This window comes from Luteimonas composti (assembly GCF_042678665.1).
In the GTDB taxonomy this organism is placed as follows: domain Bacteria; phylum Pseudomonadota; class Gammaproteobacteria; order Xanthomonadales; family Xanthomonadaceae; genus Luteimonas; species Luteimonas composti.
The window spans coordinates 221,827-238,966 of sequence record NZ_JBHTKU010000002.1; the positions used below are offsets into that span (position 1 = coordinate 221,827).

Below are 17,140 nucleotides of genomic sequence, written 5' to 3' on the forward strand. Positions count from 1 at the left end.
GTTCGTTACGCAGCCGTGCTCATCGATCGCGCGAAGCGTCCGGACCGCCGTAGCACGGCGGGCGTTCGTTCGTACGCAGCCGTGCTCATTGATCGCGCCAAGCATCCGGCCCGTCGCAGCGCGACGGGCGCTCATAGCTGCGCGCGGCATGCCGCGCAAGCAGCAGCTATTCGCCCAACGTCAGCAGCGAGGCGTTGCCGCCGGCGGCGGTGGTGTTGATGGTGACGGTCTTTTCCGTGGCGAAGCGCGGCAGGTAGTGCGGGCCGCCGGCCTTGGGGCCGGTGCCCGACAGGTTCTGCCCGCCGAAGGGCTGCACGCCCACCACCGCGCCGATCTGGTTGCGGTTGACGTAGACGTTGCCCACCTTCGCGCGCTGCACGATGCGCTCGACCGTCTCGTCGATGCGCGAATGGATCCCTAAGGTCAGGCCGTAGCCGGTGGCGTTGATCGCGTCGACCACCGCGTCCAGTTCGCTGGCCTTCCAGCGGATCACGTGCAGGGCCGGTCCGAAGTTCTCGCGGGTGAGCTGCGACAGCGACTCCAGCTCCCACGCACGCGGCGCGAAGAAGGTCCCATGGGCGGTGCCTTCGCCCAGCGGCGCTTCCGCGATCAGGCGCGCCTGCCCCTGCATGCGGCCGGCGTGCTCGTCGAGCAGGCACTTCGCATCAGTGTCGATCACCGGGCCGACGTCGGTCGACAGCAGCGCCGGATCGCCGACCTGCAGCTCGGCCATGGCGCCGGCGATCATCTCGACCACCTTGTCGGCGATGTCGGCCTGGACGAACAGCACGCGCGCGGCCGAGCAGCGCTGGCCGGCCGAGGTGAAGGCCGAGGCCAGCGCGTCCTTGACCAGCTGCTCGGGCAGGGCCGAGGAGTCGGCGATCAGCGCGTTCTGCCCGCCGGTCTCGGCGATCAGCACGCCGATCGCGGCATCGCGCGCGGCCATGGCGCGATTGATGGCGCGTGCGGTGTCGGTCGAACCGGTGAAGGCCACGCCGGCCACGCGCGGGTCGGCGGTGAGCGCGGCGCCGACGCTGGCGCCGTCGCCCGGCACGTACTGCAGGACGTCCGTCGGGATGCCGGCCTCGTGCAGCAGCTGCACCGCATGCCAGCCGACCAGCGTGGTCTGTTCGGCCGGCTTGGCGATCACGCTGTTGCCCGCGGCCAGCGCCGCGGCGACCTGGCCCAGGAAGATCGCCAGCGGGAAGTTCCAGGGACTGATGCAGACGAACACGCCGCGCCCCGCCAGCTGCAGGGTGTTGGACTCGCCAGTCGGACCGGGCAGCGCCTCGGGTGCGAACAGCTGGCGCGCCTGGCCGGCGTAGTAGCGCAGGAAGTCCACCGCCTCGCGCACCTCGGCCACGCCATCGGGAATGGTCTTGCCCGCTTCCCTGGTGCACAGCGCGATGTACTGCGCCATGCGCTGCTCGAGCAGGCCCGCCGCGTGTTCGAGGATGGCGGCGCGCGAGGCGGCGGGGGTCGCGTCCCAGGCCGGCTGCGCGGCCACCGCGTTGGCCAGGGCGCGCTCGACGGTGGCGGCGTCGGCGGCCTGCCACTGTCCCACGCGCTGGCGGCGGTCGGCCGGGTTGGTCACCTCGACCATCGGGCCGCCCGGCTGCGCGCCGGGGACCAGCGGGCCGGCGCGCCAGTCGGCGGCGGCGGCGTCGATCTGCGCGGCCAGCTGGCGCAGCTGGTCGTCGTCGGCGAGGTTCACGCCCATGGAGTTGCTCCTTTCAAGGCCGAAGCTGCGGTACAGGTCCACCGGCAGCGGAATGCGGGGATGGGGGAGGGCGTCGAAGCCGGACACGACTTCGACCGGGTCGCGCACCAGGTCGTCGATCGACACGTCCTCGTCGCTGATGCGGTTGACGAAGCTCGAGTTGGCGCCGTTCTCCAGCAGGCGGCGCACCAGGTAGGGCAGCAGGTCCTCGTGCGAGCCCACCGGTGCGTACACGCGGCAGGGCACGCCCAGGCGGTCGGCGGGGATCACCTCGGCGTAGAGGTCGTCGCCCATGCCGTGCAGCTTCTGGAACTCGAACGGCGCACTGCGCTTTTCGCGCGCCGGGTGCGGCGGCAGCAGGGTCTGCGCCATGCGGTGGATCGCGGCGATGGTCTGCGCGTTATGGGTGGCGAACATCGGATAGATCGCGTCGGTGTTCGACAGCAGGCGCACCGCGTTGGCCTGGTAGCTGACGTCGGTGTTGGGCTTGCGGGTGAACACCGGGTAGGTCGCGTGGCCGTCCACCTGCGCGCGCTTGACCTCCGAATCCCAGTACGCGCCCTTGACCAGGCGCACCGGGATGCGGCGGCCGTGCGCGCGCGCGAGCCCCGCGATCCAGTCGATCACGAAGGGCGCGCGCTTCTGGTAGGCCTGGACCACGATGCCGAAGCCGTCCCAGCCGGCCAGCGAGGGATCCGACCAGGCCGCTTCGATCACGTCCAGCGACAGCTCCAGCCGGTCGGCCTCCTCGGCATCGATGGTCAGGCCGATGTTGTAGCGCTTCGCGCGCTGCGCCAGCTGCAGCAGCCTCGGGGCAAGCTCGTCCAGCACGCGGGCGCGCTTGGCGTGCTCGTAGCGCGGATGCAGGGCCGAGAGCTTGACCGAGATCGAGGGCGCGCCGATCGCGTCGTCGAACGGGCCGGTGCCGCCGATCGCGTCGATCGCGTCGCCGTAGGCCCTGAAGTAGCGGTCGGCGTCGCGCGCGGTCAGGGCCGCCTCGCCCAGCATGTCGAAAGAGTAGCGGTAGGCGGCGTTGGCGCCCTTGCGCGAGCGCGCCAGTGCTTCGCCGATGGTGCGGCCCATCACGAACTGGTGGCCCATGATCCGCATCGCCTGGCGCACCGCCAGCCGGATCACCGGCTCGCCGACGCGGCCGACCAGGCGCTTGAAGGCGCCGTGCACGTCGCGCTTGGTCTCGTCGGCCAGGTCGACCAGGTGGCCGGTCAGCATCAGCCCCCAGGTCGAGGCGTTGACCAGCACCGAGTCGGACTGGCCCATGTGCTTCCTCCAGTCGGCGTCGCCCAGCTTGTCGCGGATCAGGCGGTCGGCGGTGTCCTGGTCGGGGATGCGCAGCAGCGCCTCGGCCACGCACATCAGCAGCACGCCTTCCTCGCTGCCGAGGTCGTACTGGCGCATGAACGCCTCGATCGCGCCCTGGTCGACCGCACGCGCCCGCACCCGGCGCACCAGGTCGGAAGCGGTGGCGCGGACCGCGGCGCGGTCGGCCTCGCTCCAGCCTGGCGCGGGCTGGCGGGCCACGGCGAGCAGCGCGCCCACGTGGGAGGCCTCGTCCAGGTGCCAGCCGGCGGTGATCGCCGCGCGCAGCGGCGCGAGGAGGCCCGAAGGTGCTTGGGTGGGGTGGTTGGTCGTGGTCATCTGGGAGCCCGGCGGGCGCCACGGCCGGGCGGCCATGGCGGGGAAAGCGTCATTTTCCCGCGCGCGCACCGGCGCGGATTGAACGTTTCCCGCGGCCCGGATGCCTGCGCCGGCACAATCGCGCCGATCGTGGGCCCGTGCGAGCCCACTGGCCGACGATCGCGCCGGGCGGGCCGCAGGCCGCGCCGGAGGCGGCCTTGCGCCCCGCGGGGCGTCGCGGCCGGGGTGCCGGGAAGCGCCGTCCGGCCCCGCCGCGAGGGTCCTCCGGCTTGCCCCTCGAGCGCCGCGGCCGCTACCATTCGGTAGTTTCGCGCGTCCGCATCGCGGGTGCGCGTCGTTGCACGCGGTACCGCGTGGCTGCCCCCCGGCGTGGGATCGGCCGCGAAATCATTACCAGTTCGCTTGCGGCCGCCCGGCCGCGACCGAAGACATTTGGGGTCGAGGCATGAGGCAGGCGCGTAGTTCGCGGTGGGGTCTGGCGGTTCTGGCGGCGTTGCCGTTCGCGGCTCTCGCCGCGGATGCGAAGCCGTGGCAGCTGAACATGGGGCGTGGCGTGACGGCGTCGGCGCAGCACGCCTACGACGCGCACATGCTGGCCCTGATCATCTGCGTGGCGATCGGCGCGGTCGTGTTCGTCGCGATGGCCTACGCGATGTTCAAGTTCCGCCACTCCAAGGGCGCGGTGCCGGACACCTCGTTCACCCACAGCACCAAGCTGGAAGTGATGTGGACCGTGATCCCGGTCATCCTGCTGGTGATCATGGCCGTGCCGGCCACCGCCAAGCTGATCGCGATGTACGACACGCGCGATTCGCAGATGACGGTCAAGGTGACCGGCATCCAGTGGATGTGGAAGTACGAGTACCTGGGCGAGGGCGTGGAGATCACCAGCCGCCTCGACCGCGAGAGCGACCGCCTGCGCCAGAACCCGGCCACCACCCGCGCCGAGCTCGACGCGCATCCGGCCTACCTGCTGGACGTCGACAACCCGCTGGTGGTGCCGGTCAACACCAAGATCCGCTTCGTGATCACCGCCGACGACGTGATCCACTCCTGGTGGGTGCCGGCGCTGGGCTGGAAGCAGGACGCCATCCCCGGGATCATCAACGAGGCCTGGACCGAGATCCTCGAGCCCGGCATCTACCGCGGCCAGTGCGCCGAGCTGTGCGGCAAGGACCACGGCTTCATGCCGATCGTGGTCAAGGCCGTGTCGCAGGACGAGTACGCGCAGTGGCTGGCCGCGCAGAAGGCCGCGGGCCAGGCCCCGGCCGACCCCTCGCAGGTGCCCGAGGACGGCGACGGTACCGCGCCGCGCTCGATCGACCCCGACATGGTCGATGACGTACAGCAGGGCGAGGAGCCCGCCGCCCCGCAGGCGCCCACCGCCGCTCCCGCCGACGCCGCCAGCGCCGGCTGACCGCTTATCCAAGGCAAGACCCTATGTCCACGCATACCGCCACCGCTGACCATCACCACGACGGCCACGGCCACAAGCAGTCGTTCGTAGACCGCTGGTTCTTCTCCACGAACCACAAGGACATCGGCACGCTGTACCTGCTGTTCTCCTTCGTGATGTTCATCATCGGCGCGGCGATGAGCGTGATCATCCGCCTGGAGCTGATGGTGCCGGGCCTGCAGCACGTCAGCCCGCACTTCTTCAACCAGATGACCACGGTGCACGCCCTGGTCATGATCTTCGGCGGCGTGATGCCGGCCTTCGTCGGCCTGGCCAACTGGATGATCCCGCTGCAGATCGGCGCGCCGGACATGGCGCTGCCGCGCATGAACAACTGGTCCTTCTGGATCATGCCGTTCGCCTTCGCGCTGCTGCTGATGACCCTGTTCATGCCGGGCGGCGCGCCCGCCGGCGGCTGGACCCTGTATCCGCCGCTGTCGCTGCAGGGCGGCCACGCCACCGCGTTCGCGATCTTCGCCATCCACATGATGGGCATCAGCTCGATCATGGGCGCGATCAACATCATCGCCACCGTGCTCAACATGCGCGCGCCGGGCATCGACCTGCTGAAGATGCCGATTTTCTGCTGGACCTGGCTGATCACCGCGTTCCTGCTGATCGCGGTGATGCCGGTGCTGGCCGGCGCGGTGACGATGCTGCTGACCGACAAGTTCTTCGCCACCTCGTTCTTCAACGCGGCCGGCGGCGGCGACCCGGTGATGTACCAGCACATCTTCTGGTTCTTCGGCCATCCCGAGGTCTACATCATGATCCTGCCCGCCTTCGGCGTGGTCAGCGAGATCATCCCGACCTTCAGCCGCAAGCCGCTGTTCGGCTACCAGGCGATGGTGTACGCCACCGCGGCGATCGCCTTCCTGTCGTTCATCGTGTGGGCGCACCACATGTTCACGGTGGGCATGCCGCTGGGCGGCGAGATTTACTTCATGTTCGCGACCATGCTGATCGCGATCCCGACCGGCGTGAAGGTGTTCAACTGGGTCACCACCATGTGGCGCGGCTCGATCAGCTTCGAGTCGCCGATGCTGTGGTCGATCGCCTTCGTGATCCTGTTCTCGATCGGCGGCTTCTCCGGCCTGATGCTCGCCATCGTGCCGGCCGACTTCCAGTACCACGACACCTACTTCGTGGTCGCGCACTTCCACTACGTGCTGGTGACCGGCGCGCTGTTCGGCATCATCGCCGCGGTCTACTACTGGTGGCCGAAGTGGACCGGCCGCATGTACAACGAGACGCTGGCCAAGTTCCACTTCTGGTGGACGATGGTGTTCGTCAACCTGCTGTTCTTCCCGCAGCACTTCCTGGGCCTGGCCGGCATGCCGCGCCGCATCCCGGACTACAACGTGGTGTTCGCGGACTGGAACCTGGTCAGCTCGATCGGTGCGTTCGGCATGTTCGTCACGCCGTTCCTGATGTTCGGCATCCTGTTCCACTCGCTGAAGAACGGCGCGCTCGCCCCGGCCCGTCCGTGGGATTCGGCCCGTGGCCTGGAGTGGACCGTGCCGTCGCCGGCGCCGCACCACACCTTCACCACGCCGCCGGTGATCCGCGACGGCGACCTGGCGCACGGCGACGTCAGCCACTGAAGATGCTGGCGATGAGCGGCCCCGACAGGAACGACCAGGAGTTCGCGCAGCGGCGTCGCCGCGCCGTGCGCACCGCGATGGTGTTCGGCGGGATCGCGCTGGCGATCTACCTCGTCTTCATCGCTTCGGGAGTGATCGGCCGATGAGCGCGGGCAGGTCCGGCAAGGGCATCCTCAAGCTGGCGGCGATCTCGCTGGGCGCGTTCGCGTTCACGTTCTCGCTGGTGCCGCTGTACCGCATCGCCTGCGAGAAGGTGTTCGGCATCCGCCTGGACAACACCGCCGCCGACGCCTCGGCGGTCGGCGCCGCGGTGCCGGCCGAGCGCTGGGTGACGGTCGAGTTCGACGGCACGGTGAACTCGAAGCTGCCCTGGGGCTTCAAGCCCAACGCCACCCGGATGAAGGTGCGCGTGGGCGAGCAGTACGAGGCCACCTACGCCGCGCACAACAACAGCGAGGTGGCGATCGTCGGCAGCGCGACGCCGTCGGTGGCGCCGGCCCGCGCGTCGGGCTACTTCAGCAAGACCGAGTGCTTCTGCTTCACCGCGCAGACCCTGCAGGCCGGCGAGACCCGCGACCTGCCGGTGCGCTTCATCGTCGATCCGGCGCTGCCGGCCGACGTCAAGACCATCACGCTGTCCTACACGTTCTTCAAGAACGACGTGCTCACCGAACGCCTCGCGGCGGCGGCGCCGTCGTCCACCGTGCCGCACTCGGCACCCTGACTCAACCGCAATCCGGACTTTTCGCCATGGCCCAGGCCCACGCCGACACCACAGCCCATCACGGCAGCGACCCGAACGTCTATTTCGTGCCGCACCAGAGCAAGTGGCCGCTGTTCGCCTCCGTCGCCCTGTTCGTGACCATGCTTGGCCTGGCCAGCTGGTTCAACGAGATCAGCTGGGGCAAGGCGACGTTCTTCGTCGGCATCGCCGGCCTGGCCGCGATCCTGTTCAAGTGGTTCGCCGACGTGATCCTCGAGTCGGTCTCGGGCTACTACAACAGGCAGGTCGACGTCTCGTTCCGCATGGGGATGGTGTGGTTCATCTTCTCGGAAGTGATGTTCTTCGCCGCGTTCTTCGGCGCGCTGTTCTACGCACGCCAGTTCGCGCTGCCGTGGCTGGGCGGCTCGGGCGACGGCGTGGCCACCAACTACCTGCTTTGGGAAGGCTTCAGCGCGGCCTGGCCGAGCAGCGGCCCGGGCAGCGTCGGCGGCAACTTCCAGACCATTCCGGCCTGGGGCCTGCCGCTGCTCAATACGCTGATCCTGCTGACCTCGGGCGTGACGGTGACCATCGCCCACCACGCGCTCAAGGCCGGCCAGCGCACCAAGCTGCTGGTCTCGCTGGGGCTGACCGTGCTGCTGGGCTGCGTGTTCCTGTTCTTCCAGGTCGAGGAATACATCCACGCCTACCGCGACCTCAACCTGACCCTGGGCTCGGGCATCTACGGCTCGACCTTCTTCATGCTCACCGGCTTCCACGGCGCGCACGTCACGCTGGGCACGATCATGCTGGCCATCATCTGGCTGCGCTGCGCCAAGGGCCACTTCACCAAGGAGAACCACTTCGCGTTCGAGGCGGTCGCCTGGTACTGGCACTTCGTCGACGTGGTGTGGCTGGGGCTGTTCCTGTTCGTCTATGTGCTTTGACGCGACGGACCAGCGTCCACGGATCGCCGGGCAGCGGCCCGACGATCCGGGCCAGACAGGGGAGGGCGCCGGCATGCCGGCGCTTTCCGCTTTTTCGAGCCGTGCAAATGCAGCGCGCGGCGCCGTCCGGCGCCGGCGCCGTGTCGTATCAGGAGTTGGGGTTGCGGCCCACGCCGTGGAATTCGATCCAGCCCATGTAGTGGGCCAGGACCACCAGCAGGATCAGCGCGATCGACAGCGCGATGCGCTTGGTCAGGGCGTTGACGGTGCGCTTGCTCTGGCCCTTGTCGGCGAGCATGTAGTACAGCCCCGCGCCCAGGTTCCACAGGATCAGCGCGAGGAAGCCGACCACCACCAGGATTTTCAGCGAATCGTTCATGGCCCGATCCCGCGGCGCGGACTGCGCCCGTCGCCGCCATTATCGCAGGCCGGCGCATGGCGGGCATGACGAAGCGCAGCACGTTCTGGCTGGGCTGGGGCCTGGCGCTGGCGCTGGTGGCGGTGTTCGCCTCGCTCGGGCGCTGGCAGCTCTCACGCATGGACGAAAAGCAGGCGATGCTCGACCAGGTCGCCGCGACGCTGGCCGACCGCCGTCCGCTGCCGCTCGCCGCGGCCGCCGAGCCGGATCGCGCACGCGATTTCGACTGGGCCCAGGGCGAAGGCCGTTTCATCGACGCGCCGGCGGTGCTGCTCGACAACCAGCAGCGCGACGGCCGCCCCGGCGTGCGCGTGTACCGCGCTTTCGCACCCGAGTCCGGTACGCCGCTGCTGGTGGAGCTTGGCTGGCTGCCGCTGCCGGGCGACCGCACCATGCCGGCGCCGGAGCGCATCGACGGCGAGCAGCGCATCCAGGGCCTGCTGGCGCCGCCGCCGTCGGCGGGCCTGGCGCAGGGCCTGTCGGCCGCCACCGCCGGCGGCGACGTGCTGGCCGTGCGCCTCGACGCGCCCGGCCTGGCCGCCCGGCTCGGCCTGGACGCGCTGCCGCCTCGCGTGCTCAAGCTCGATCCCGCCCTGCCGATCGGCCACGCCCGCGACCTCGACGTGCTGCCCAATACCCTGCCGCCGCAGAAGCACCTGGGGTATGCCGTGCAGTGGTTCGGCCTGGCCGCGGCCGCCCTCGTCACCGCCCTCGTCCTGACCGTCCGTTCCCGCCGATGAATGCTCCCGTTTCCCCGCAGCAGCGCGGCCGCAACCGCGGCATGCTGATCCTGGTCGTCGTGGTCTTCCTCGGCAGCGCGATCGTCGCCGGCGCGCTGCGTTTCTCCGGCTGGCGCCCGTCGGGCATGAAGAACCATGGCGAACTGCTCGATCCGCCCGGCGACCTGCGACAGGTGGTGCCCACGCTGCGCGAGGGCGGCGATTACGTGTGGAACCCGGCCGCGCGCACCTGGCGCATCGCGCTGGCCCCGCCGTCCGGCTGCGGCAGCGACTGCGTGCGGCTCTCGCAGCAGCTCGACACCGTCTGGCAGCTGTTCACCCATCGCGCCGACCACGTGCACATCCTCTGGATCGGCACGCCGCCCGTGGGCGTGCAGCGCAACGCCGCCTGGCGCGAACTCGAGCCCTCGCCCGCCCTGCTGGCCGCACTGCCGCGGCGCGACGACCCCGCCGGCACCCCCGTCTACGTGATCGATCCCAACGGCTTCGTGATCCTGCGCTACGCTCCCGGTTTCGATCCGGGCCACCTGCGCACGGACATGGCCCGCCTGCTCAAGCTGCGATGATGTCTTCCCCGTCCCCCAGGCCCTCGCGGCCGCAGGTGTACCGGCACTTCCACCGGATCGCCTGGCTGGCCGTCGTACTCACCTTCGGCGTGATCGTGTTCGGCGCGTTCGTGCGCCTGTCCGACGCCGGACTGAGCTGTCCCGACTGGCCCACCTGCTACGGCCGCGCCGCCTGGCCGCAGGCCGCGCAGGAGGTGAGCGACCACGCCGCCAGCGCGATCCGCCCGTTCGAGACGCACAAGGCCTGGCGCGAGCAGGTGCACCGCCACCTCGCCGCCAGCCTGGGCGTGCTGGTGCTGGTGCTGGCGCTGCTGGCCGCGCGGCGGCGGCGCTACGGCATCGCCCAGGTGCTGGGCGCCTCGGCGCTGGTGGGCGCGGCGATCCCGCTGTACATGCAGGGCCATATCGTGGCGGCGCTGTCGGTGGCCGCGCTGGGCGAGGGCCTGCTGCTGGTGGCCGCGCTGCGCTGGTCGAACGTGGACTTGGCGCGTGCCGGCGCGCTGACCCTGGCGGTGGTGATCTTCCAGGCCCTGCTGGGCAAGTGGACGGTGACCATGCTGCTCAAGCCGGTGATCGTGATGGGACACCTGCTGGGCGGCATGCTCACCTTCTCGCTGCTCACCTGGATGGCCTGGCGCGCCACCCACCTGCCGATCGTGCTGGCCGATGCCACCGCGCTCCGGCGCTGGGTGATCGCGGCGATCGCGGTGCTGGCGGTGCAGATCGCGCTGGGCGGCTGGGTGAGCGCCAACTACGCGGCGCTGGCCTGCGGCGCCGGCGGCTGGACCACGGCGCAGCCGCACTACATGGACTTCCCGCGCTGCGTGGGGCAGTGGTGGCCGCCCTCGGATTTCAGCGAGGGCTTCGTGCTGTGGCGCGGCGTGGGTGCCGACTACGAGGGCGGCGTGCTCGACGGCGCCTCGCGTATCGCCATCCAGATGGCGCACCGCCTGTTCGCGGTCGTGGCCGCGGCCATGCTGCTGCTGGTCTCGTGGCGCGGGCTGCGCACGCCTGGCCTGCGCGGCTGGGCGGTGGTGCTGGGGCTGCTGACCTGCGCGCAGGTGCTGCTGGGCGTGCTCAACGTCAAGCTGTCGCTTCCGCTGTGGGTGGCGGTGATGCACAACGGCGGCGCCGCGCTGCTGCTGTTCGTGCTGGTCTCGCTGCTGGCGCGCCTGCGGCGGCCGGACTAGCCATGTACCTGCGCATCGACAAGCCGTCGCCGGCCGCGCCGTTCGCGGCCTGCCACCCGGGGGCGCGATGAACGCATCGCGTGCCACCTGGCGCCAGTACTGGGCGCTGACCAAGCCGCGCGTGGTCGCGCTGATCGTGTTCACCGCGCTGGTGGGCATGTTCCTGGCCGTGCCCGGCCTGCCGCCGCTGCGCGAAACCGCGTTCGGCCTGCTCGGCATCTGGCTGGCGGCGGCTTCGGCGGCCGCGGTCAACCACCTGATCGACCAGCGCATCGACAAGGTGATGGTGCGCACCGCGGACCGGCCGCTCGCCACCGGCGCGCTGGCGCCGGCGCAGGTGCTGGCGTTCGCCGTGTTCCTCGGCGCGCTGTCGATGGCGATCCTGATCGCGCTGGTCAACCCGCTCACCGCCGCGCTCACCTTCGCCTCGCTGATCGGCTACGCCATCGTCTACACCGGCTTCCTCAAGCGCGCCACGCCGCAGAACATCGTGATCGGCGGCATTGCCGGCGCCGCGCCGCCGCTGCTGGGCTGGGCCGCGGTGACCAACATGCAGGGCCAGTGGGACTGGGCGCACGCGCTGCTGCTGGTGCTGATCATCTTCGTCTGGACGCCGCCGCATTTCTGGGCGCTGGCGATCTTCCGCCGCGAGGACTACCGCCGCGCGCTGGTGCCGATGCTGCCGGTGACCCACGGCGTGGAGTACACGCGCTGGCAGATCCTGCTCTATACCGTGCTGCTGTGCGTGGTGACGGTGCTGCCGGTGGCCGTGGGCATGAGCGGGCTGTTCTACCTCGGCGGCGCGGTGGTGCTGGGCCTGGCCTTCCTCTGGTACGCCTGGCGCCTGCTCGATCCGCCGGACGAACTGTTCGCGATGAAGGTGTTCAACTACTCGGTGGTCTACCTGATGGCGCTGTTCGCCTTCCTGCTGGTCGACCACTGGCTGCTGCCCTGGCTGGACCCGTCGCCGGTGCAGGCGTTCCAGCTGGAGCGGGTGGGCTGAGGGAGGCGGAGGCGTACAGCGCGTGCGCCCCCAGGGGTAGTCCGTTGCGGCCGTCCCCGTCTCCCCGTCGAGCATCCTGCCAAAGCCGTCCACTGGCGCTCCGTACCGGCACGTCATCCTGCGGAAGCAGGCCACATGGTTCTGGCGACGGAAGGATGGAGTCCCGCTTTCGCGGGAATGACGATGTCCGCTGCGATGCCGATGCCCGGGTGCCGGTGTCGTGCCCTCGTTGCCGCGGGAGCGATCTTGGTCGCGAAGCTTTCGCGCGCAAAGCGCGCTCCCACGACAGCGAGCCATGCGCGCTACAGGGTCCCCCACAGCGAAGCGATTCCAGGACAGTGGGAGCGACCTAGGTCGCGAAGAACTTCGCGTGCAAGCGCGCTCCCACAAAGACAGGATGGGCGCGTCTTCGCGCGCTGACGGCTCTCAGGCCGGCCTCGCCCGCTCCGCCACTTCTTCCAGCGTCTCCGGCGTCACCCGCCAGCGTGCGGCGTCCTCGTAGACGAACCCCGCATGCAGCCGCCCGCCGGCACGCCTGAGCTGGATCACGCACACGCTCCACGGCGTCTTGCCGTCGACCTGCGTCGTCTCGCGCAGTTCGTCCAGTCGCGCCCCGATCAGCTCCGCCTCCGTCTTCGGCGTGGCCGCCACCGGCGCCTGCCCATCGCGATAGCCGAAGCCCGAGATCCGCCGCGTGCCGTCGCCGTAGTCCGCGATCAGCGCATAGCCGTCCAGGTCGTGGCCGGCGGTGGCGATGTCGCGCAGCAGCAGCTCGCCGATGCCGCGCACCAGGGCGTCGCGGTCGACCGCAGTCACGACGGCTGCCCGATCAGCTTGTCCATCTCGTTGCGCGCGATGCGGTCGAACACCTGGCCTGCCTCGTTCTCGAACAAGATCAGGCTGGGATCATAGACCGCCTTGCCGCTGGCCGGATCGATCACCGCATAATCCACGTGCACCTGGTCGGGCCGCGCGCTGCCGTCGGGCGCCAGGCGGATCTCCACGTGCACCTCCATGCCCGTGGCCAGCCAGTCGGCCCACTCCTGCTCCATGCCCGCGTAGACGCGCTGGTTGAAGTGGCCCTGCTGCGGGAACATGTTCACCGGACCGTGTCCGTTGACGAAGCGGTAGGCGATCATGTGGCCGACATCGTCGCCGCTGCCCTTCATCGCATTGTCGGCGCGGAAACGGCTTTGCGCATTGGCTTCGATGCGGTCGGAGTCGCGCCCGCCGCTGCCCGGCTCCCAGGTCAGCACCGCATCGGCCGACACCGGGCGCCCGCTGTCGTCGAGCGTCCACACCACTTCGTTGGTCTCGCCGCTGCCGGTCTCGGTGACCACGCCGGTAATGGCAGCGCCTTCCACGTCCTCGCCGATCCGCACCGTCTGCGGCGGCGGCGTGCCGTCGAGCAGCATGCGGTTGTAGGCGGCGCGGTCCGCGCCGGCAGCATCATCCAGCATCGCGGTGTGGCGGATGAAATCTTCGCGTTCGGCGGGGGCCGAGGCCGGGCCGCCGTCGCGCGGCGCATCGAACAGCCGGTTCGAGCCGGTCATCACCCGCAGCTCGCCATCGGCAGTCATTTCCAGCGACAGGCGCAGGTCCTCGATCGAGTCCAGCCCGTTGGCCGCGGCCAGCGCACGGAAGCTCGCTTCCATCGCCGTGCCCGCATAGTCGCGCCCGAACACCTCGATCCGCGTGCGCGGCGGGATCGTCGCCGGGTCGAAGGGATTGAGCGCGCGCATCCGCGCCGGCGTGGCGTCCTCGTTGCGCATCGTCGCCTCGAAGCGCAGCGGCACCGCCTGTGCCTCCGCACCCGGCGCAGACACGAACATCCCGCCGCTCGCGGTCCAGCTGGTGTTCCACTGCGCCTCACGCTCGTCGCGGATGCGCACCGAGCTGCGGTCCAGTTCGAATGCGATGTCGGCCGGGTCCGCAGAGAGCAGGGCATCGCTGAAACCCGCGGTGCCCGGGTCGGACGGATGCGGCAGGGGCATGGCGCCGCGCAGATCCGGCGGCGGCAGCGGCGGCGGGAACCGGAACGTCTCGAACGACATGGCGGGCCGATGCATGCGACGCCGTATGGCGCCTTCCGCCGCGCACACTACGCGGTGCGGCTGCCCGGCGATATTGGGGAAAACCCGTGGTCCGCCGTCCTGGCGATGCGATGACCGCCGTCGCCGCGCCAGCGCCGGGGACACCCCGCGGCGCGCGCAACAGCCTCGCTACGGCAGCGTGAACCTGCGCATCGGCCGCGCCGGCCACAGCGAAGTGAACTTCGCGCCGCCCACCAGCCGGTACGCGGCCGAGACGCCATTCTCCATGCCCAGCGCCTCCAGCACCTCGCGCACGCGGCGGAACGACAGCCGCGGGTCCGCGGTCAGCATGAACAGGTTGATCTCCTTCGCGCTGACGTCGTACCCCTCCAGCTCCACCGACCCGCCAAGCACCGCGCGCAGCCTGTCCTCGATCGTCGCCAGGAAGTCCTCGCTCTCCAGCGACTTGCGCCAGAACTTGACCACGAGCTGATAGTCCATCGCCGTACCTCATGCCGTGCCGGGAAACACGACCGCACAGGATACGGTGTGGGCGTCTGCAGGCCGTGGGGGGTGGGCCGGCCGGGCAGCACGTGGCGGGCCAGACGGCCTCGCGTCCGGGCACCCGCGCAACGCGGCGCGGATTTGGGCGCGGCGCAATGCCGTCCCGGGGCGGTCAGCCAGCCTGCGCCTTGCGATACGCCACCAGCGCGTTGGCATGGCCATGGCCGATGCCGTGTTCCTGCTTGAGGAAGGTCACCTGCTGCATGTGCTGACGATCACCGACCGCGTCCAGCAGCGCCAGCCAGTGCGCGACCGGCTTGCCATAAGTCTTCTCGATCGAGGGGAAGTACGAGGCGGGGCCCTTGACCGCGGTCGTTGCCGTCATGCGTTGCTCCTGTGCAGATCGCCGGCGGCGCACCGCGCGCCGCCGTCCCTTCCAGACGAACGAGTGCCGCCCGGATCGACAAGCCAACAAGCCAGTTGCGACCACTCCCTCCCCCGCATGCGGGGAGGGCTGGGGTGGGGGCGGCCGGAGCAACCGGTTCACCTCTCCAATGAGCGCTCCGACCACCGCTGCACGCGTCCATGCGACCACCAAAGCGTCGCCCCCACCTCACGCCATCGGCTGCCGGATGACCGTCCTCCACTTCGCAGGATGCGCGCGCCGGATATCGCTCAGGTAGATCTCGTGGTGCTTGCCCGCCAGCCGGCCGCGTTCGGCGATGAAGGCGTGCAGCCGCTCGATCGTCGGACCTTCCTCAGTGAAAGGTCCCACGTGCAGCACCTGTGCGCAGCGGCCTTCGACGAACCACTCCAATCGCAACCGGTGCACCGCGGGCAGCCGTTTCCTGTCGCGCACCTGGGTGATCGCCGCTTCCAGCACCGCGTCTTCCACGACATCCGGCTGCAGGATCATCATCGTCCAGCGCCACCGCGCGCGGTCGTTGGCGGCGAATGCGGCATGGTCGTCGGCCCACCACAGGCCTTCCAGCGGCATCACCGCGTAATCGATGCCGGCTGCCCGCTTGACCATGAACTTCGCCGTGTACGACACGGAGAACAGCGCCTCCACCGCTTCGGCATAGGCGGGTGTCGTGTTCGGATCGCCCTGGCCATCGATCATCAGGAAGCGCAGCGCCGGCACGTCCACCTCCACCACCGCCTTCGCGGACGGTGAATAGAGATGCTTGAGTTCCCGCTTCAAGTCGATCCTGGCCATGCCGACTGACGTGCCTCCGCGCCCGGCACCCGCCACCCTACCGCACCGTCGCCGCACACCGCCCGGTCAGCGCGTCCAGCTCATCGAGGAGCGCGGCGTCCATCGCCGTGAAGTTGAAGCAGGACTTGCCCTGCATGCGCTTTCGCAAGCCGGGCGAGATCCCGTCCAGCAGCCCGGGATCCTCGTACACCGGCATGAGGTGGTAGCTGACGTAGGACTTCTTCGTCTGCACCGCACCGAAGAAGCGCGGTTTGGCCTTCGGCTCCGCCGGCGCCAGCTCCACGTACAGATGGCCGGGATCGTCGGTGCGGATCGACATGGCCTGCGCATGCCGGCGCAGGATCGCCGACAGGGCGGCGAACAGCTGGTCGTAATCGCTCATGCCTGCCTCAGCACCTTCTGCATCGCCTTGCCCTTCGCCAGCTCGTCGACCAGCTTGTCGAGGATGCGGATGCGGCGCATCAGCGGATCCTCCACCTCCTCCACACGCACGCCGCACACCACACCGGTCACGCGTTCGCTCGCCGGGTTCAGGCCCGGCGCCTCGGCGAAGAAGGTTTCGATGTCGACCTGCCGCGCGATCTGCTGCTGCAGCGCCTCCTGCGTATAGCCGGTGAGCCAGCGGATGGCCTCGTCCACCTCCGCCCGGGTCCGGCCCTTGCGCTCGGCCTTCTGCACGTACATCGGGTACACGCTGGAGAAGGGCGTCCTGAAGATGCGATGTCCGCTCACGTGGCCTCCTGTCCTCGATCCTTGGCAAGGATCACTGAAGCGCGCCGTCGGTCGGCGGCAGCCCATGATCCCTGCGGTGGCCTGTCGTGAATGCGCCCGACCTGTGCAGGTGCCGCGCATCCTCAATGGTGGTGCTCGATCCCTTCGGGCAGCCTTACCCAGCCGTGCATGCGCTCTTCATACACCGAAACGAAGGGCGGCGGAAATTGCGGGTCGGCGAATGCGCCGACGGGAATGGCGACCAGCTCCGGCTGCGCCTCGATCACGTAGTACACGGTATCGCCGCAGACCGGACAGAAGTGGAAGCGCGCACGCCCGCCCGAATCGCCCACGCGCATGAAACACGTGCTGTCGCCTGTGATGTCCACCGACGCGGCCGGGAACCGCGCCTGCGCACCGAACACACTGCCGGTGCGCCGCTGGCAGGCCAGGCAGTGGCAGATAGAGACGCGTCCTGGCTCGGCGTCGGTGGTGGCGGTGAGCTGGCCGCAGGTGCAGGAGGCCTGGCGGAGGGGCATGGGCGGGACCTCTCGGGTGGGCGGGGGTCAATGATGCCGGGCCGGATGGAGCAGGTGTGGTGCAGTCCTCATAGGTGGCAGCCCCGTCTGCTCGAATGCATGCGCAAGCTCCCGGAGCTGTTGCACTTGCG

At 69.8% G+C, this 17,140-nt stretch carries 19 protein-coding genes; 9 read left to right on the forward strand and 10 right to left on the reverse strand.

Going from position 1 to position 17,140, the window contains the following annotated elements; all coding sequences use genetic code 11:
- Positions 1-166: 166 nt before the first annotated feature.
- Positions 167-3,376 (reverse strand): bifunctional proline dehydrogenase/L-glutamate gamma-semialdehyde dehydrogenase PutA, encoded by a 3,210-nt coding sequence (gene putA / locus ACFQ2D_RS05655; protein WP_280943787.1) that lies wholly within the window; start codon positions 3,374-3,376, stop codon positions 167-169.
- Positions 3,377-3,821: 445 nt separating this feature from the next.
- Between putA and coxB the strand changes: the two genes are divergently transcribed.
- Genes coxB through ACFQ2D_RS05680 form a run of 5 tightly spaced genes read left to right on the forward strand, consistent with a single transcriptional unit; the run spans position 3,822 to position 8,086 of the window.
- Entirely contained in the window at positions 3,822-4,793 is a 972-nt protein-coding gene (gene coxB / locus ACFQ2D_RS05660) for a cytochrome c oxidase subunit II (protein ID WP_280943788.1), read from the forward strand.
- Between the two features lie 23 nt (positions 4,794-4,816).
- Complete coding sequence (gene ctaD / locus ACFQ2D_RS05665; RefSeq protein ID WP_280943789.1) at positions 4,817-6,436, forward strand: cytochrome c oxidase subunit I; 1,620 nt, start codon at positions 4,817-4,819, stop codon at positions 6,434-6,436.
- 11 nt (positions 6,437-6,447) lie between these two features.
- Positions 6,448-6,582, forward strand: coding sequence for a hypothetical protein (locus ACFQ2D_RS05670; RefSeq protein WP_280943790.1), 135 nt, complete (start codon positions 6,448-6,450; stop codon positions 6,580-6,582).
- On the forward strand, positions 6,579-7,160 hold the full coding sequence (locus ACFQ2D_RS05675; protein WP_280943791.1) for a cytochrome c oxidase assembly protein: 582 nt from the start codon (positions 6,579-6,581) through the stop codon (positions 7,158-7,160). The genes ACFQ2D_RS05670 and ACFQ2D_RS05675 overlap by 4 nt, the downstream gene beginning before the upstream one ends.
- A 26-nt stretch (positions 7,161-7,186) precedes the next feature.
- The gene (locus ACFQ2D_RS05680) at positions 7,187-8,086 is read left to right on the forward strand and encodes a cytochrome c oxidase subunit 3 (RefSeq protein WP_280943792.1); all 900 of its coding nucleotides are present in this window, start codon (positions 7,187-7,189) and stop codon (positions 8,084-8,086) included.
- A 148-nt stretch (positions 8,087-8,234) separates the two neighbouring features.
- On the opposite strand, the gene ACFQ2D_RS05685 is transcribed toward ACFQ2D_RS05680, so the two are convergent.
- Positions 8,235-8,465, reverse strand: a complete 231-nt coding sequence (locus ACFQ2D_RS05685) for a twin transmembrane helix small protein (protein WP_280943793.1) — start codon at positions 8,463-8,465, stop codon at positions 8,235-8,237.
- A 65-nt stretch (positions 8,466-8,530) separates the two neighbouring features.
- Between ACFQ2D_RS05685 and ACFQ2D_RS05690 the strand changes: the two genes are divergently transcribed.
- From ACFQ2D_RS05690 to cyoE, 4 genes are all read left to right on the forward strand, one after another.
- A complete protein-coding gene (locus ACFQ2D_RS05690; RefSeq protein ID WP_280943794.1) occupies positions 8,531-9,244 on the forward strand; it encodes an SURF1 family protein in 714 nt (237 codons plus the stop codon).
- Positions 9,241-9,810: a hypothetical protein gene (locus ACFQ2D_RS05695; protein WP_280943795.1), complete on the forward strand. Its 570-nt coding sequence runs from the start codon at positions 9,241-9,243 to the stop codon at positions 9,808-9,810. Before ACFQ2D_RS05690 ends, ACFQ2D_RS05695 begins: the two co-directional genes overlap by 4 nt.
- Positions 9,810-11,000 (forward strand): COX15/CtaA family protein, encoded by a 1,191-nt coding sequence (locus tag ACFQ2D_RS05700; protein WP_280943796.1) that lies wholly within the window; start codon positions 9,810-9,812, stop codon positions 10,998-11,000. The genes ACFQ2D_RS05695 and ACFQ2D_RS05700 overlap by 1 nt, the downstream gene beginning before the upstream one ends.
- A gap of 67 nt (positions 11,001-11,067) precedes the next feature.
- On the forward strand, positions 11,068-12,003 hold the full coding sequence (cyoE, locus tag ACFQ2D_RS05705; protein ID WP_280943797.1) for a heme o synthase: 936 nt from the start codon (positions 11,068-11,070) through the stop codon (positions 12,001-12,003).
- A 426-nt stretch (positions 12,004-12,429) separates the two neighbouring features.
- Here the strand turns inward: cyoE and ACFQ2D_RS05710 are convergent, their stop codons facing one another.
- The 8 genes from ACFQ2D_RS05710 to ACFQ2D_RS05745 all read right to left on the reverse strand — a co-directional run bounded on the left by ACFQ2D_RS05710 (position 12,430) and on the right by ACFQ2D_RS05745 (position 17,009).
- Complete coding sequence (locus tag ACFQ2D_RS05710) at positions 12,430-12,819, reverse strand: hypothetical protein (RefSeq protein ID WP_280943798.1); 390 nt, start codon at positions 12,817-12,819, stop codon at positions 12,430-12,432.
- Entirely contained in the window at positions 12,816-14,057 is a 1,242-nt protein-coding gene (locus ACFQ2D_RS05715; RefSeq protein ID WP_280943799.1) for a DNA/RNA non-specific endonuclease, read from the reverse strand. The genes ACFQ2D_RS05710 and ACFQ2D_RS05715 overlap by 4 nt, the downstream gene beginning before the upstream one ends.
- A gap of 168 nt (positions 14,058-14,225) precedes the next feature.
- Positions 14,226-14,537, reverse strand: a complete 312-nt coding sequence (locus ACFQ2D_RS05720) for a hypothetical protein (RefSeq protein WP_280943800.1) — start codon at positions 14,535-14,537, stop codon at positions 14,226-14,228.
- A 175-nt stretch (positions 14,538-14,712) separates the two neighbouring features.
- A complete protein-coding gene (locus tag ACFQ2D_RS05725; RefSeq protein ID WP_280943801.1) occupies positions 14,713-14,925 on the reverse strand; it encodes a DUF4287 domain-containing protein in 213 nt (70 codons plus the stop codon).
- Positions 14,926-15,153: 228 nt separating this feature from the next.
- Entirely contained in the window at positions 15,154-15,759 is a 606-nt protein-coding gene (locus tag ACFQ2D_RS05730) for a GyrI-like domain-containing protein (RefSeq protein WP_280943802.1), read from the reverse strand.
- Between the two features lie 37 nt (positions 15,760-15,796).
- The gene (locus ACFQ2D_RS05735) at positions 15,797-16,141 is read right to left on the reverse strand and encodes a hypothetical protein (RefSeq protein WP_280943803.1); all 345 of its coding nucleotides are present in this window, start codon (positions 16,139-16,141) and stop codon (positions 15,797-15,799) included.
- The gene (locus ACFQ2D_RS05740; protein ID WP_280943804.1) at positions 16,138-16,491 is read right to left on the reverse strand and encodes a DUF2200 domain-containing protein; all 354 of its coding nucleotides are present in this window, start codon (positions 16,489-16,491) and stop codon (positions 16,138-16,140) included. Before ACFQ2D_RS05740 ends, ACFQ2D_RS05735 begins: the two co-directional genes overlap by 4 nt.
- 122 nt (positions 16,492-16,613) lie before the next feature.
- Entirely contained in the window at positions 16,614-17,009 is a 396-nt protein-coding gene (locus ACFQ2D_RS05745; RefSeq protein WP_280943805.1) for a GFA family protein, read from the reverse strand.
- Positions 17,010-17,140 lie beyond the last annotated feature (131 nt).

Bases quoted from the DNA above. Each gene is read 5' to 3' on its own strand.
- ACFQ2D_RS05680 (WP_280943792.1), top strand. From the start codon at position 7,187: ATGGCCCAGGCCCACGCCGACACCACAGCCCATCACGGCAGCGACCCG.
- ACFQ2D_RS05685 (WP_280943793.1), bottom strand. From the start codon at position 8,465: ATGAACGATTCGCTGAAAATCCTGGTGGTGGTCGGCTTCCTCGCGCTG.
- ACFQ2D_RS05735 (WP_280943803.1), bottom strand. From the start codon at position 16,141: ATGAGCGATTACGACCAGCTGTTCGCCGCCCTGTCGGCGATCCTGCGC.
- ctaD (WP_280943789.1), top strand. From the start codon at position 4,817: ATGTCCACGCATACCGCCACCGCTGACCATCACCACGACGGCCACGGC.
- ACFQ2D_RS05730 (WP_280943802.1), bottom strand. From the start codon at position 15,759: ATGGCCAGGATCGACTTGAAGCGGGAACTCAAGCATCTCTATTCACCG.
- ACFQ2D_RS05700 (WP_280943796.1), top strand. From the start codon at position 9,810: ATGTCTTCCCCGTCCCCCAGGCCCTCGCGGCCGCAGGTGTACCGGCAC.
- cyoE (WP_280943797.1), top strand. From the start codon at position 11,068: ATGAACGCATCGCGTGCCACCTGGCGCCAGTACTGGGCGCTGACCAAG.
- ACFQ2D_RS05670 (WP_280943790.1), top strand. From the start codon at position 6,448: ATGAGCGGCCCCGACAGGAACGACCAGGAGTTCGCGCAGCGGCGTCGC.
- ACFQ2D_RS05720 (WP_280943800.1), bottom strand. From the start codon at position 14,537: ATGGACTATCAGCTCGTGGTCAAGTTCTGGCGCAAGTCGCTGGAGAGC.
- ACFQ2D_RS05675 (WP_280943791.1), top strand. From the start codon at position 6,579: ATGAGCGCGGGCAGGTCCGGCAAGGGCATCCTCAAGCTGGCGGCGATC.
- putA (WP_280943787.1), bottom strand. From the start codon at position 3,376: ATGACCACGACCAACCACCCCACCCAAGCACCTTCGGGCCTCCTCGCG.
- ACFQ2D_RS05715 (WP_280943799.1), bottom strand. From the start codon at position 14,057: ATGTCGTTCGAGACGTTCCGGTTCCCGCCGCCGCTGCCGCCGCCGGAT.
- ACFQ2D_RS05695 (WP_280943795.1), top strand. From the start codon at position 9,241: ATGAATGCTCCCGTTTCCCCGCAGCAGCGCGGCCGCAACCGCGGCATG.
- ACFQ2D_RS05725 (WP_280943801.1), bottom strand. From the start codon at position 14,925: ATGACGGCAACGACCGCGGTCAAGGGCCCCGCCTCGTACTTCCCCTCG.
- ACFQ2D_RS05690 (WP_280943794.1), top strand. From the start codon at position 8,531: ATGACGAAGCGCAGCACGTTCTGGCTGGGCTGGGGCCTGGCGCTGGCG.
- coxB (WP_280943788.1), top strand. From the start codon at position 3,822: ATGAGGCAGGCGCGTAGTTCGCGGTGGGGTCTGGCGGTTCTGGCGGCG.
- ACFQ2D_RS05745 (WP_280943805.1), bottom strand. From the start codon at position 17,009: ATGCCCCTCCGCCAGGCCTCCTGCACCTGCGGCCAGCTCACCGCCACC.